Annotated in this window: 9 protein-coding genes; 6 read left to right on the top strand and 3 right to left on the bottom strand. The window is 63.4% G+C overall.

Annotation, left to right across the window (positions count from 1 at the left end):
• Positions 1-315: 315 nt before the first annotated feature.
• On the bottom strand, positions 316-516 hold the full coding sequence (locus tag RB548_RS24865) for a hypothetical protein (RefSeq protein WP_331376426.1): 201 nt from the start codon (positions 514-516) through the stop codon (positions 316-318).
• Positions 517-666: 150 nt separating this feature from the next.
• Here RB548_RS24865 and RB548_RS24870 point away from each other — a divergent pair, with 150 nt between their 5' ends.
• On the top strand, positions 667-4,281 hold the full coding sequence (locus RB548_RS24870; RefSeq protein WP_331376427.1) for a hydantoinase B/oxoprolinase family protein: 3,615 nt from the start codon (positions 667-669) through the stop codon (positions 4,279-4,281).
• A gap of 31 nt (positions 4,282-4,312) precedes the next feature.
• Here RB548_RS24870 and RB548_RS24875 read toward each other — a convergent pair whose 3' ends face one another.
• On the bottom strand, positions 4,313-5,218 hold the full coding sequence (locus RB548_RS24875) for a LysR family transcriptional regulator (RefSeq protein ID WP_331376428.1): 906 nt from the start codon (positions 5,216-5,218) through the stop codon (positions 4,313-4,315).
• 223 nt (positions 5,219-5,441) lie between these two features.
• Between RB548_RS24875 and RB548_RS24880 the strand changes: the two genes are divergently transcribed.
• Positions 5,442-6,053, top strand: a complete 612-nt coding sequence (locus RB548_RS24880; RefSeq protein WP_331376429.1) for a glutathione S-transferase family protein — start codon at positions 5,442-5,444, stop codon at positions 6,051-6,053.
• A 99-nt stretch (positions 6,054-6,152) separates the two neighbouring features.
• A complete protein-coding gene (locus RB548_RS24885; RefSeq protein WP_331376430.1) occupies positions 6,153-7,097 on the top strand; it encodes a pyridoxamine 5'-phosphate oxidase family protein in 945 nt (314 codons plus the stop codon).
• A gap of 101 nt (positions 7,098-7,198) precedes the next feature.
• Here RB548_RS24885 and selD read toward each other — a convergent pair whose 3' ends face one another.
• Entirely contained in the window at positions 7,199-8,251 is a 1,053-nt protein-coding gene (selD, locus tag RB548_RS24890; RefSeq protein WP_331376431.1) for a selenide, water dikinase SelD, read from the bottom strand.
• A gap of 586 nt (positions 8,252-8,837) precedes the next feature.
• On the opposite strand from selD, the gene fdnG reads away from it, so the two are divergent.
• Genes fdnG through RB548_RS24905 form a run of 3 tightly spaced genes read left to right on the top strand, consistent with a single transcriptional unit; the run spans position 8,838 to position 13,583 of the window.
• Positions 8,838-11,924, top strand: a complete 3,087-nt coding sequence (gene fdnG / locus RB548_RS24895) for a formate dehydrogenase-N subunit alpha (protein ID WP_331376432.1) — start codon at positions 8,838-8,840, stop codon at positions 11,922-11,924.
• Positions 11,925-11,937: 13 nt separating this feature from the next.
• Positions 11,938-12,879, top strand: coding sequence for a formate dehydrogenase subunit beta (gene fdxH, locus RB548_RS24900; RefSeq protein WP_331376433.1), 942 nt, complete (start codon positions 11,938-11,940; stop codon positions 12,877-12,879).
• A complete protein-coding gene (locus tag RB548_RS24905) occupies positions 12,876-13,583 on the top strand; it encodes a formate dehydrogenase subunit gamma (protein ID WP_331376434.1) in 708 nt (235 codons plus the stop codon). The genes fdxH and RB548_RS24905 overlap by 4 nt, the downstream gene beginning before the upstream one ends.
• Positions 13,584-13,643: the final 60 nt, after the last annotated feature.

The raw sequence follows: 13,643 nt of genomic DNA on the forward strand, positions 1-13,643 counted from the left end.
ATCGTCGCAGTGCGTCATCTCACCCGTGCCATGGGACGACACAGCGGCGGGACCGATTTTGGACCTTCCAGATATACGCGTCTTTGCGGTGTTCAACGTCTTGAAACTTGGGCGGCTTCGATGTGACCGGACGCCAAAATGACCTGACACGAGGGCACTCCCGAATGCTCTTGCGCTGAAGATCAGTTTCCGTCCTCGTTTTGGACGTTCAAGTCTGCGGCGACCAAGGTCGTCAACGGGTCGACTGCGGCCGCAGCACGAACGACCGCTTTGAAGGAGCGACAGGAATGTCCGGAATTGGCGCGCTTGTGCCCCTTAATTGGCTGCTGGCAACGACGCACTCCCACCCATCGCGGACGGTCGGCTGCTCACCGCGACATTTGTGACGACCGGCGTCGTTGCGTCGGCCATGCCATGCACAACGACGGCGCACAGCGTTTCGTTTGCCGCTGCATGACGAATGCGAAGCGGGTTGCCCGACCTCGTCCGCAACGATTTCGGATTGATCTTGAGCATCTTATCCGCTTTCAGTGAGCTACTGCATGTTTCCTTAAATCGTAGCCGATTAAGGGAAACATGTAGCTATTCAACGTGCTACAGCGTCCTTGCGTGTCTGATCAGACGCGCGGCGCCGTAGAAGCGGATGAGAGAAGTGGAGGGGTGAAGATGAGCGGAACCGGAACCTGGGATTTCTGGGTGGATCGCGGCGGCACCTTCACCGACGTCATCGGCCGCGAGCCCCGGGGCGCGCTCCACGCGCTGAAGGTTCTCTCCGAAAATCCCGAGGCTTACCGCGATGCGGCGGTGCACGGCATCAGGCAGCTTCTCAAGCTTCCGGCGGGCGAGGCGATACCGACGGGCCTGATCGGCGAGGTGCGGATGGGAACGACGGTCGCCACCAACGCGCTTCTCGAGCGCAAGGGCGAGCGGCTGGCGCTGATCACCACGCGCGGTTTCCGCGATGCGCTCAGGATCGGCTACCAGGAACGCAAGAAGATCTTTGCGACCGAAATCATCAAGCCGGAAGCGCTCTATCAGGATATCGTCGAACTCGACGAGCGCGTGCTTGCCGACGGCACGATCGAGCGGCCGCTAAGCGACGATGAAGCGCAGCGCGCGCTCGAAGACCTGAAGGCGAAGGGCTATGGGGCGATCGCGATCGTCTTCATGCACGCCTACAGATATCCCGACCACGAAGCGATGGTCGCACGGCTGGCGCGCGAAATCGGTTTCGAACAGGTCTCGGTCAGCCACGAGGTCTCGCCGCTCGTCAAATATGTCGGCCGCGGCGACACCACGGTCATCGACGCCTATCTTTCGCCGGTGCTCGGCCGCTACGTGGCGCAGGTCTCAGACGAACTCGACGTCAAGCGCTCCGGCGCCCGCATCATGTTCATGATGTCGTCCGGCGGGCTCACGGCGGCGGATATGTTCCAGGGCAAGGATGCGATCCTTTCCGGACCGGCCGGCGGCGTCGTCGGCCTTGCGAGGACGGGCGAGGCGGCCGGCTTCGACCGGATCATCGGCTTCGACATGGGCGGAACCTCGACCGATGTCGCCCATTTCGACGGCGAATACGAGCGTGCCTTCGAGACCGAGGTCGCCGGTGTGCGCGTGCGGGCGCCGATGATGCTGATCCATACCGTTGCCGCCGGCGGCGGCTCGATCCTGCATTTCGACGGCGAACGCTTCCGCGTCGGGCCGGATTCGGCCGGTGCCAATCCGGGCCCTGCCTGCTACCGCAATGGCGGTCCGCTCGCCGTCACCGACGCCAATGTCATGCTCGGCAAGCTGATGCCGGAATTCTTTCCGGCGCTGTTCGGACCGGAGCAGAACGAGCGCCTCGACGTCGAGACCGTGCGGGCGCGCTTTGCGGCGCTCGCGAAGGAGATCGGCGACGGGCGCAGCGCCGAAGAGGTCGCCGACGGCTTCATCCGCATTGCCGTCGCCAACATGGTCGAGGCGATCAAGAAGATTTCCGTCCAGCGCGGCTACGACGTGACGCGCTATGCGCTGAGCTGCTTCGGCGGCGCCGGCGGCCAGCACGCCTGCCTGGTAGCGGATGCGCTCGGCATGAAGAGCATTCTCGTCCACCCGATGTCGGGCCTGCTTTCAGCCTACGGCATGGGGCTCGCGGACATCCGCGCGACGCGGCAGAAGGCGTTTGGCGTCGCGCTCGACGCGGACGCGCCACCGGCGCTGGTAGACCTCGGCCGTGAACTTCAGGCCGAATGCCTTGCCGACCTGAAGGCGCAAGGCATCGCGCCGGATCTCGTGCGAACGCATCTGCGCGCCCATATCCGCTATGCCGGCACGGACACGGCGCTCGCGGTCGAGGCGCGGTTTCCCGAACACGACGATCCCGCGCGATTGCGCCGCGAATTCGAACTGATGCACAAACGCCGCTTCGGCTTCATCGCCGAGAACAAGGCGCTGGTGATCGACGCGGTCGAGGTCGAAACCGTCGGCGGCGGAGCGGCTGAGATGGAGGTGGACGGCCTCGCCGTCGCCTCGGGTACGCCCAACCTCGAACGGCGAACCCGCTTCTATTCGCAGGGCCAGTTCCACGATGCGCCGGTGGCGCTGCGCTCCGAGATCAGGCCGGGGCAAAGGCTGAGCGGTCCGGCGATCGTCATCGAACCCAACCAGACCATTGTCGTGGAGGACGGCTGGCAGGCGGAGCTGACGGCGAAGGATCACATCGTGCTGACGCGCATCAAGCCGCTGCCGGAGCGTACCGCCATCGGCACAAAGGCCGATCCGGTGATGCTGGAGATCTTCAACAACCTCTTCATGTCGATCGCCGAACAGATGGGTGTGACGCTGCAGAACACCGCCTATTCGGTCAACATCAAGGAACGCCTCGACTTTTCCTGCGCGGTTTTCGACAACAACGGCAATCTCGTCGCCAATGCGCCGCACATGCCGGTGCATCTGGGCTCGATGGATGCCTCCGTCGCGACCGCAATCCGCGAAAACCCGGTCATTCATCCGGGCGACGTGTTCCTGATCAATGCGCCCTATAACGGCGGCACCCATCTGCCGGACCTGACGGTGTGCACGCCGGTCTTCGATGACGCCGGTCGCGAGATCCGTTTCTGGGTAGCAAGCCGCGGCCACCACGCGGACATCGGCGGCATCTCGCCGGGATCGATGTCGCCGCTTGCGACCAATATCGAGGAGGAAGGCGTCTACATCGACAACTTCAAGCTCATCGACAGCGGCCGCTTCTGCGAGGAGGAGCTGGAAAAGCTTTTGAATGGCGCGCGCTATCCGGTGCGCAACATCCTGCAGAACGTCAACGACCTGAAGGCGCAGGTCGCCGCCAACGAGAAGGGTGTCGCGGAACTCAAGAAGATGATCGCCCAGTTCGGTGAAGACGTGGTCGAGGCCTATATGGGCCACGTGCAGGACAATGCCGCCGAAAGCGTGCGCCGCGTGCTCGATCAGTTGCGCGACGGCGAATTCTCCTACGAAATGGACCAGGGTTGCCGGATCGTCGTGAAGATCTCCGTCGATCGCGAAAGCCGAGAGGCGACGGTCGATTTCACCGGCACCTCGGAGCAGCGCTCGGACAATTTCAACGCGCCGGCGCCGGTGACGCGCGCTGCGGTGCTCTATGTCTTCCGGGTGCTGGTCGAGGCCGATATTCCGATGAATGCCGGCTGCCTGCGGCCGATCCGCATCGTTATCCCGGAAGGCACGATGCTGACGCCGCGCTATCCGGCGGCGGTCGTCGCCGGCAACGTCGAGGTCAGCCAGGCCGTCACCAATTGCCTGTTTGGCGCCGTCGAGGCGCAGGCCGCCGCGCAAGGGACGATGAACAATCTCACCTTCGGCAACGCGAACTACCAGTATTACGAGACGATCTGCTCGGGCGCCCCGGCGGGTCCCGGGTATAACGGTGCCGATGCCGTCCACACCCACATGACCAATTCCCGGCTCACCGACCCCGAAATTCTCGAAACGCGGTTCCCGGTGGTGCTGGAGGATTTCCACATTCGAGAGGATTCAGGCGGCCGCGGCAAATGGTCGGCCGGCAATGGCACCAGGCGCACCATCCGCGCCCGCGAACGGCTGGATTTCGCCATCCTCTCGGGTCACCGCCGTGTCGCGCCCTTCGGGTTGAAGGGCGCAGAGCCGGGCGAGCTCGGCCGCAACAGCGTTCGGCGCAACGACGGCCGTATCGAGGAGCTGTCGGGTTGCGCCCACACGGTTCTGGAAGCCGGGGAGGCCTTCACCGTCGTTACGCCGACCGGCGGCGGCTATGGAAAGGCGTGAGGCGACTTGCCTTGCCTGCCCCTACTCTTCTTCAGGGAGCGGCATTCACGCCTGCGCGGCGCCGAAGGCGGTCGGCTGCGAAATCGACAAACGCACGCACCCGGGCGGAGACCATGCGCCCCTCCGCGTGCACGATGTGGATCGGCACCGGCTCGCGCTCGTAGTCGGCAAGCACCACCTTGAGCCGGCCGGCCTCTATCTCCGGCGCCACCTGGTACGACTGAAAGCGCGACAGTCCCCAACCGGCGACCGCGGCAGAAATGGCCGCGTCATTGGTGTTGACGATGAGGCGGGCGCTGATCGGAACGCGAATGCTGTTGTCACGGCCGAAGAGCCATTCGGAATGGCCGAAAAGACCCTCCCGGCCGATCATGCGGTGATGAGCAAGATCCTGCAGTTCGGTCGGCTCGCCGAAGCGGGCGAAATAATCCGGCGAGCCGCAGAGGACCTGCCTGACCGAACCGATGCGGCGAGCGATGAGGCCCGAGGCGGGAAGCGCCGCGATACGCACGGCGACATCCAACCCTTCCTCGACCAGGTTGGTCACCCGGTCGACGAAGACGGTCTTCACGTGCATGGCGGGATAGCGATCGAGAAAATCGAGAACGACGGGGAGCACGTGGATGCGCCCGAAAAGGGCTGGCGCCGTCACCGTGAGCAACCCCGCCGGGTGCGTGAAGCTGCCCGCCGCATTGGCCTCCGCCTCGGCAATCTCCGCCAGAATACGCCGGCAATCGGCCGCGTAGCCTTCGCCGGCCGCCGTCAGCTTCAGCGAGCGGGTCGTGCGGACAAGCAGCCGCGTGCCGATCATCTCCTCCAGCCTCGCAATCGCCCGCGTCACCGACGGCGGGCTTATGTGCAGCATCTTGGCGGCCGGCGCAAACCCGCCGCTTTCCACCACCTGCACGAAGATCCGCATTGCCTGCCAGCGATCCATCGCCTTCCCGCTTCGCGCATTATTGCGCCCACTGAAATGGTCTAGTGTTTTCAGGGACGCTTATCAACTTCGTGTTTAACAATCATCCTGCTGCTTGGTTCCTCAAATCGGAATCGATTTGAGGACAAATCATGCAGCGATTCAAAGTGCTACAGCGACCTTTGCGCGTCTCGAAAGACGCGCGGCGCTGTAGTTCCGTCCTTATTTTCTCCGCGAGGCAGACATGAAGCTCTACCATCACCCGCTGTCCGGCCATGCGCATCGCGCCCGGCTCTTTCTCTCGCTGATCGGGATCGAGCACGAGCTTGTGCTCGTCGATCTCGCCAAGAAGGAGCACAAGGAGCCGCAGTTCCTCGCGCTCAACCCGTTCGGCCAGGTTCCGGTGCTTGAAGACGGCGGTACCATCATCTCGGATTCCAACGCCATCCTCGTCTATCTCGCGAAGAAGACGGGACGTACGGAGTGGCTGCCCGAAGACCCCGAGGGTGCGGCCGCCGTTCAGCGCTGGCTTTCGGTCGCCGCCGGCCAGATCGCCCATGGCCCGGCGCAGGCGCGCCTCATCAACGTCTTCAAGGCGCCCTATCGGCCGGAAGAGGTCATTCCCCGCGCTCATGCGATCCTGACGCTGATCGAGGCGACGCTTGCGGGCCGGAGCTGGATTGCTGCCGGCCGGCCGACCATCGCCGATGTCGCGCTTTACAGCTACGTGGCGCGTGCGCCGGAAGGCGACGTGGATCTTCAGCCCTATCCTGGTATCCGCGCCTGGCTCGCACGCATCGAGGCGCTGCCGGGCTTTGTCGATTTCCAGAAGACGCCTGTCGGTCTGGCAGCCTAAAGCGCGTTGTGACGCGCTTTAGGTCTTTGTTTTTGTGCATGTCTTTGTCCCAAAACCGTTGCGCACTTTTGGGCGACATGCGCCAAGGAGGCACAAGTCATGGACGGTCCCCTCGATCATTCGCCCTGGCATGCGGGCGAGCTTGCGCTGCAGACGCGGTTCGGTGTGGAAGCGCGGATGGACGAGATCGGTCGCCGGGTTCTGCGCGACCATCTGATCGCCCAGCATCGCGAATTCTACCCCCTCCTGCCGATGGTGGTGCTGGGGGCAGTCGACCAGGACGGCGAGGTGTGGGCGACGCTCCGGGCCGGGCGTCCCGGCTTCCTCCATGCGCCGGACGCTCACCGGCTCACTGTCGAGCTCGCCAGAGAGCCGGTGGACCCCGCCGAGGCGGGCATGGAGGATGGCGCCTCGCTCGCCCTCCTCGGCATCGACCTCGCCACGCGCCGCCGTAACCGGCTGAACGGCATCCTTAGCCGACACCCGCAAGGATTCGATTTGAGCGTCGGCCAGAGCTTCGGCAATTGCCCGAAATACATCCAGCTTCGCCAGGTGCAGTTCGTCCGCGATCCGTCGGGGTCGCCGGCGGTGCCCCCCACCTGGAGCTCTGAGCTCGACGCACCCGCCCGCGCCCTGATCCGGCAAGCGGACACCTTCTTCGTCGCCACCTATGCGGACCTTCCCGCCGGCCGGCAGGTGGACGTTTCCCATCGCGGCGGCCGGGCAGGTTTCGTGCATGTCGGCGAAGACGGCTGGCTGACGATCCCGGATTTCGTCGGCAATCGCTTCTTCAACACGCTCGGCAATATCGCCCTTAATCCGCATGCCGGGCTCGTCTTTCCGGACTTCTCGACGGGCGGCCTGCTGCAGATGACCGGCGCGGCCGAGCTCCTGTTCGATCCCCCCGCTGGCAAGCCTCTCGAAGGGGCGGAGCGCTACTGGCGGTTCCGTCCGCGCCGTATCGTCTGGCGCCCGGACGCGCTGCCGATCCGCTACGATTTTGCCGAATGGTCGCCCTTCGCGCTCGCCACCGGCACCTGGTAGGGTGTCGGCGGGCTCGAAGTCGTGGGTGATCGTCGCCGCTCGACAGTCCGGTGGCCCGAGGCCAGCGCAGCTCAGATGCGCGCTTTTCTGGCAAGTCGCGGTCAGGCGATGACGCGCAAGCCCGGCTCGCCTTCCTCGACCGCGCCGATGATGCGCGCTGCGGGATAGCCTGCGGCGATGATCTCTTCGATGAGCGCATCCGCCCGATCCGCGCGGCATGACACAAGGAGACCGCCGGAGGTCTGGGGGTCGGTGAGGATGTGGCGCCGCCATGCCGGAAGATCGTCCGGCAGAACGACGGCCGTGCCATAACTTGCCCAGTTCCGGTGCGATGCGCCGGTGACGAAGCCTTGCTCTGCGAGTTCGGTACACCGGGAGAAGAGCGCAATGGCGTCCGCGTCGATCGCAATCCGCTTGTTCGACCCTCGCGCCATCTCGAGCGCGTGGCCGAGGATGCCGAAGCCGGTGACGTCGGTGACGGCGTGAACGTGCGAATGGTTGCCGATTTCGGCGCCGACACGGTTCAGGAGCGTCGTCGACTCGATGAGTTCGGCATAGGCATCGGCTGGCAGCGCGCCCTTCTTGAAGGCGGCCGAGTAGATCCCGACACCCAGCGCCTTCGTCAGGATCAGTGCATCCCCGGCCCGTGCGCCGCTGTTGCGCCGAATATTGGCGGTCGAGCCGGTGCCGATCACAGCCAGGCCATAGATTGGCTCCGGGGAATCGATCGAGTGGCCGCCGGCGACCGGAATGCCGGCCTCGGCGCAGATGGCGCTGCCGCCCTTCAGGATTTCCCGCACCATTTCGGCCGGCATCTTGTCGATCGGCATGCCGAGGATGGCGAGCGCCATGATCGGCTTTCCGCCCATGGCATAGACGTCGGAGATGGCGTTGGTCGCGGCGATCCGGCCGAAGTCGAAGGGGTCGTCGACCATAGGCATGAAAAAATCGGTGGTCGCGATCACGCAGGTCTCGTCGTCGAACTGCCACACGGCGGCATCGTCCCCGGTCTCGGTGCCGACGATGAGCCGTGAGAACGGGCTGCCTGCAGGCTGATCGGCAAGCAATTGCTGCAGGACCGATGGCGCCAGTTTGCAGCCGCAGCCGCCGCCATGGGCAAGCGCGGTCAAGCGCGGCAAAGTCGTGGTATCCATGGTTGCCTCCCAATGTTTGGTATGGACCGCGCATGACGCGGCGCGACGGCATGAAAAATCACGTTGTAATTCAAAGTGCTATAGCGCCCTTCGCGCGCCTGATCGGACGCACGGCGCTGTAGGCCGGATGAAGATTTCGCGAAAACCGGGAAACGCGTCGTGCGCGGACCGGCATGGCCGGCCGCTTCTGCGGCGCCACATGGAGACAGCCAGTGCCCAATGCCCCGAACCTCGGGAGCGGCGTGCAAGCCCATAGTGTTATTATGGTTGAACCGGGTGAGAGCGTCAATTTGCGAGGTAACAGTCGCCAGCAACGGTCAAATCGGATCACGGAGATGTGAGAGAAAACGCTCGAACATCGATGCGGTCCGATTGTGTTCGCCGCCCATAATACACGCTCGTGTCAATTTAGATGTAAGTTGAATATCATGTTCACGATTTATAGTTCTTATCGATTTGACAACAGGATAGGGAGGTTTAAGATTTAAACTTGTAACGCCGGTTTTACGTCTTTGTCGTCAAGGGCGGACCCAGCTTCTCCGGCTTGCCCTCGTCGGCAGGGCCGGTTTCAGGGAGGTATCATGTTATGAACGTGGAACTCTCGCGGCGCCAATTTCTGGGTGCCGTCGGTGCCGGAGCGGCGGCTACGGCGCTCGGATCTCTGGGCTTCGGTGAAATCGAGGCCGCGCATGCCGCAGCGATCCGCCCCTTCAAGCTCGTGAGCACGACTGAAACTCGCAACACCTGTCCCTACTGTTCCGTCGCCTGCGGCGTCATCATGTATTCGAAGGGCGACCGGACGAAGGGCGAGCGGGCGGAAATCATGCATATCGAGGGTGACACCGATCACCCGACCAATCGCGGTACGCTCTGTCCGAAGGGCGCGGCCTTGCTCGGCTTCGTCAATTCCGAAACGCGGCTGAAATATCCGATGATCCGGAAACCCGGTTCGGACAAGTTCGAACGGGTCGGCTGGGATGAGGCGCTTGACCGGATCGTCCGGCTGATGAAGGACGACCGCGACGCCAATTTCGTCGAGAGGAACGAGGCCGGCGTGCCGGTGAACCGGTGGATAACGACCGGCTTCCTCGCAGCCTCGGCGACGACGAACGAAACCGCATGGGAGACCTACAAGGTCGTCCGCAGTGCCGGGATGCTGGTCTTCGATAACCAAGCGCGTGTCTGACACGGCCCCACGGTAGCCAGTTTGGCTCCAACATTCGGCCGCGGCGCAATGACCAACTCCTGGACGGACATCAAGAACACCGACCTCGTGATCATCATGGGCGGCAATGCTGCCGAAGCGCATCCGTGCGGCTTCAAATGGGTGACCGAGGCGAAGGCCAATCGCGGCGCGAAGCTGATCGTCGTCGATCCGCGCTTCACCCGCTCGGCGTCGGTGGCCGATTTCTATGCGCCGATCCGCCAGGGCACGGACATCGCCTTCCTGCTTGGCGTGATCAACTACTGCATGCAGAACGACAAGGTGCAGTGGGACTATGTCAAGGCGTTCACTAATGCCAGCTACATCGTCAAGGACGGCTTCGCCTTCAATGATGGCCTGTTCACCGGCTATGACGAGGCCAAGCGCGATTACGACAAGTCGACCTGGGACTATGTGATCGGCCCCGACGGCTATGCGACGGTGGACGACACATTGGCGAACCCGCGCTGCGTATGGAACCTCCTGAAGGCGCATGTCGCTCCCTACACGCCCGAAATGGTCGAGCGCATTTGCGGCACGCCTAAGGACAAGTTCCTGAAGGTCGCCGAAATGGTCTCGGAGTGCTCGTCGCCGACCAAGGTGATGACCTCGATGTATGCGCTCGGCTGGACGCAGCATTCGAAGGGCTCGCAGAACATTCGCGCCATGGCGATGCTGCAGCTCATCCTCGGCAATATCGGCTTGCGCGGCGGCGGCATGAATGCACTGCGCGGCCATTCGAACATCCAGGGCCTCACTGATGTCGGGCTGATGTCGAACCTGCTGCCGGGTTACCTGACACTGCCGACAGACAAGGAGGTCGATCTCGAGACCTATATGTCGACGCGGGGCTTCAAGCCGCTCCGGCCGAACCAGATGAGCTACTGGCAGAACTACCGGAAGTTCTTCGTCAGCTTCCAGAAGGCGATGTGGGGCACGGCGGCGACGCCGCAAAACAATTTCGCCTATGATTGGCTGCCGAAGCTCGATGTTGCCGGCTACGACCTGCTGCGCGCCCTCGAGCTCATGAACCAGGGCAAGATGACCGGATATTTCTGCCAGGGCTTCAACCCGCTGCTGGCGGCCCCGAACCGCAAGAAGGTGACGGACGCGCTGTCGAAGCTTAAGTTCCTCGTCACCATGGATCCGCTCGATACCGAGACGGCGCGTTTCTGGGAGAACCACGGCGAGTTCAACGATGTCGATCCTTCGCAGATCCAGACGGAGGTCATCCAGTTGCCCTCCACCTGCTTTGCCGAGGACGAGGGGTCGCTCACCAATTCCAGCCGCTGGCTGCAGTGGCATTGGCCGGGCGGCTCGCCTCCGGGCGAGGCGATGACCGACAACTGGATCATGGCCCAGATCCACGTGCGGCTGAAGGAACTCTACCGCAAGGAGGGCGGAAAGTTCCCGGATCCGATCGTCAATCTCGACTGGGCCTATGCCGATCCGAATGAACCGACGGCCGAAGAGCTGGCCAAGGAGATCAACGGCAAGGCACTTTCCACCGTCTACGATACCGCCGACCCGGCAAAGGTGTTGGCGGAGGCGGGCAAGCTGGTGCCCGGTTTCGCGGCGCTGCGCGACGACGGCTCGACCTCGAGCGCGTGCTGGATCTATTCCGGCTGCTTCAACGAGAACGGCAACAACATGGCCCGGCGCGACACGTCCGACCCGGATGAGACCGGTGCCTATTCCAAATGGGCGTTCTCCTGGCCGGTCAACCGCCGCATCCTCTATAACAGAGCCTCGGCGGACGTGAACGGCAAGGCATGGGATCCGAGCCGCAAGCTGATCGAATGGGACGGCGCGAAATGGGCGGGCTACGACATACCCGATATCGCGCCGACGGCGAAGCCCACGGATGTCGGGCCGTTCATCATGAACCCGGAAGGCGTCTCGCGGCTTTTCACCAGAGGCATGATGCGCGACGGGCCGTTCCCGACGCACTACGAGCCGTTTGAATCCCCGCTCGGCAATCTTGTCGCACCGAATGTGCGCGGCAATCCGGCGGCGCGGGTTTTCAAGGGCGATCTCGAGCAGTTTGCCGAACCCGCCTCGGAAGAGTTCCCCTATGCGGCGACGTCCTACCGCCTGACGGAGCACTTCCACTACTGGACCAAGCACGTCCACGTGAACGCCGTGCTGCAGCCGGAGTTCTTCGTCGAGATCTCGGAGGAGCTGGCGGCGGAGAAAGGCATCACCAGGGGCGGCTGGGTGCATGTCTGGTCCAAACGGGGTTCGATCGAGGCCAAGGCCGTCGTGACCAAGCGGATCAAACCGCTGATCTGCGACGGCAAGCCGGTCCACGTGGTGGGCATCCCGTTGCATTGGGGCTTTACCGGCGCGGCCAGGAAGGGCTTCGGCCCGAACTCGCTGACGCCGTTCGTCGGCGACGCCAACATCGAGACGCCGGAATACAAGGCGTTCCTGGTCAATATCGAGCCCATTGCCGGGCCGGTGGCTTGAGGAGGCTAGAACCATGTTCCCGCCCGTCCCAAATCCCAGCACCGGACCTCAAACCCCGAAGTTCGGCGAAAGCGACCTGATGCGACGCTCGGCGTCGAACGTGACGCCGCCCGCCGAGCGCCAGACCGAAGTCGCCAAGCTCATCGATGTCTCGAAGTGCATCGGCTGCAAGGCCTGCCAATCCGCCTGCATCGAGTGGAACGACACCCATCCCGAGATCGAGGAGAACGTGGGCGTCTTTGAAAACCCGCACGACCTGACGCCGGACATGTTCACGCTGATGCGGTTCACCGAATGGGAAAACCCTGAGACGAACAATCTCGAATGGTTGATCCGCAAGGACGGCTGCATGCATTGCGAGGACCCGGGCTGTCTCAAGGCGTGCCCCGCGCCCGGCGCCATCGTGCAATATTCGAACGGCATCGTGGACTTCGTCCATGAGAACTGCATCGGCTGCGGCTATTGCATCAAGGGATGCCCGTTCAACATTCCGCGCATCTCGACGGTCGATCATACCGCTTACAAATGCACGCTCTGCTCCGACCGCGTCGCGGTCGGCCAGGGGCCGGCCTGTGCCAAGGCCTGCCCGACGCAGGCGATCGTCTGGGGCACCAAGGAGGAGATGAAGAAACATGCCGAAGGGCGGATCACCGACCTGAAGTCCCGCGGCTTTGCCAATGCCGGCCTCTACGATCCGCCGGGCGTCGGCGGCACGCACGTCATGTATGTGCTGCACCATGCCGACAAGCCGGAGATTTACGCCGGTCTGCCCAACGACCCGAGGATCAGCCCGATCGTCGAGGCCTGGAAGGGGGTCACCAAATATGCCGGCCTCGCCGTCATGGGCGTCGCGGCGGTCACCGGCTTCCTGCATTACATGGTCAACGGCCCCAACCGCGTTACCGAAGAGGACGAGGAGGCTGCTGAGCGGCTCACGGGAGATCGTTCCTCATGAGTACCAACACGGAAAATGACGCCGGCAAGAGCAGCAGCGTGCATGCCGGCAAGCCTGTCACGGTCGATCGTTACACCGGAGGCGCGCGGATCAATCACTGGATCACAGCCGGCAGCCTCGTGCTGCTCGCGCTTTCCGGCCTCTCTCTGTTCCACCCGCGGCTTTTCTTCCTGTCGGGGCTGTTCGGCGGGGGCCAATTGGTGCGCGCCATCCACCCGTGGATCGGCGTCGTCCTGTTCTTCAGCTTCCTCGGCCTGTTCCTGCGTTTCTGGAAGCTCAATCTGTGGAAGCGCGAAGACGGCACCTGGCTTGCACGGGTGCGCGACGTGCTGACTGCGCACGACGAACGCCTGCCCGAGATCGGCAAGTACAATGCCGGGCAGAAGCTCGTCTTCTGGTCCATGTCGGTCCTGATCATCGTCCTGATCGCGTCCGGTCTCGTCATATGGGATGAATATTTCGCGGCCTTCACCACCATCGAGCAGAAGCGGTGGGCCGTTCTCGTGCACGCAATCGCCGCCATCCTCGCGATCAGCGTCTGGATCACCCATGTCTATGCAGCGATCTGGGTAAAGGGTACGATACGCGGGATGGTACGCGGTTCCGTGACCGGCGGCTGGGCTTGGCGGTATCACCGCAAATGGTTGCGCGAACTCGTCGCCAAGCCGCCTGCGAAAGACGAGAAGAGGACGGCAGCAGAATAGGGCGGGATGAGGAAAAGTGTGGGCGGTTTTCCGCCCGCATCCCGCTCGAAACCAAGTTTC

Origin of the sequence: Sinorhizobium chiapasense, assembly GCF_036488675.1 — a bacterium.
Lineage (GTDB): Bacteria > Pseudomonadota > Alphaproteobacteria > Rhizobiales > Rhizobiaceae > Sinorhizobium > Sinorhizobium chiapasense.

Bases quoted from the DNA above. Each gene is read 5' to 3' on its own strand.
- RB548_RS24865 (WP_331376426.1), bottom strand. From the start codon at position 516: ATGCTCAAGATCAATCCGAAATCGTTGCGGACGAGGTCGGGCAACCCG.
- RB548_RS24870 (WP_331376427.1), top strand. From the start codon at position 667: ATGAGCGGAACCGGAACCTGGGATTTCTGGGTGGATCGCGGCGGCACC.
- RB548_RS24875 (WP_331376428.1), bottom strand. From the start codon at position 5,218: ATGGATCGCTGGCAGGCAATGCGGATCTTCGTGCAGGTGGTGGAAAGC.
- RB548_RS24880 (WP_331376429.1), top strand. From the start codon at position 5,442: ATGAAGCTCTACCATCACCCGCTGTCCGGCCATGCGCATCGCGCCCGG.
- RB548_RS24885 (WP_331376430.1), top strand. From the start codon at position 6,153: ATGGACGGTCCCCTCGATCATTCGCCCTGGCATGCGGGCGAGCTTGCG.
- selD (WP_331376431.1), bottom strand. From the start codon at position 8,251: ATGGATACCACGACTTTGCCGCGCTTGACCGCGCTTGCCCATGGCGGC.
- fdxH (WP_331376433.1), top strand. From the start codon at position 11,938: ATGTTCCCGCCCGTCCCAAATCCCAGCACCGGACCTCAAACCCCGAAG.
- RB548_RS24905 (WP_331376434.1), top strand. From the start codon at position 12,876: ATGAGTACCAACACGGAAAATGACGCCGGCAAGAGCAGCAGCGTGCAT.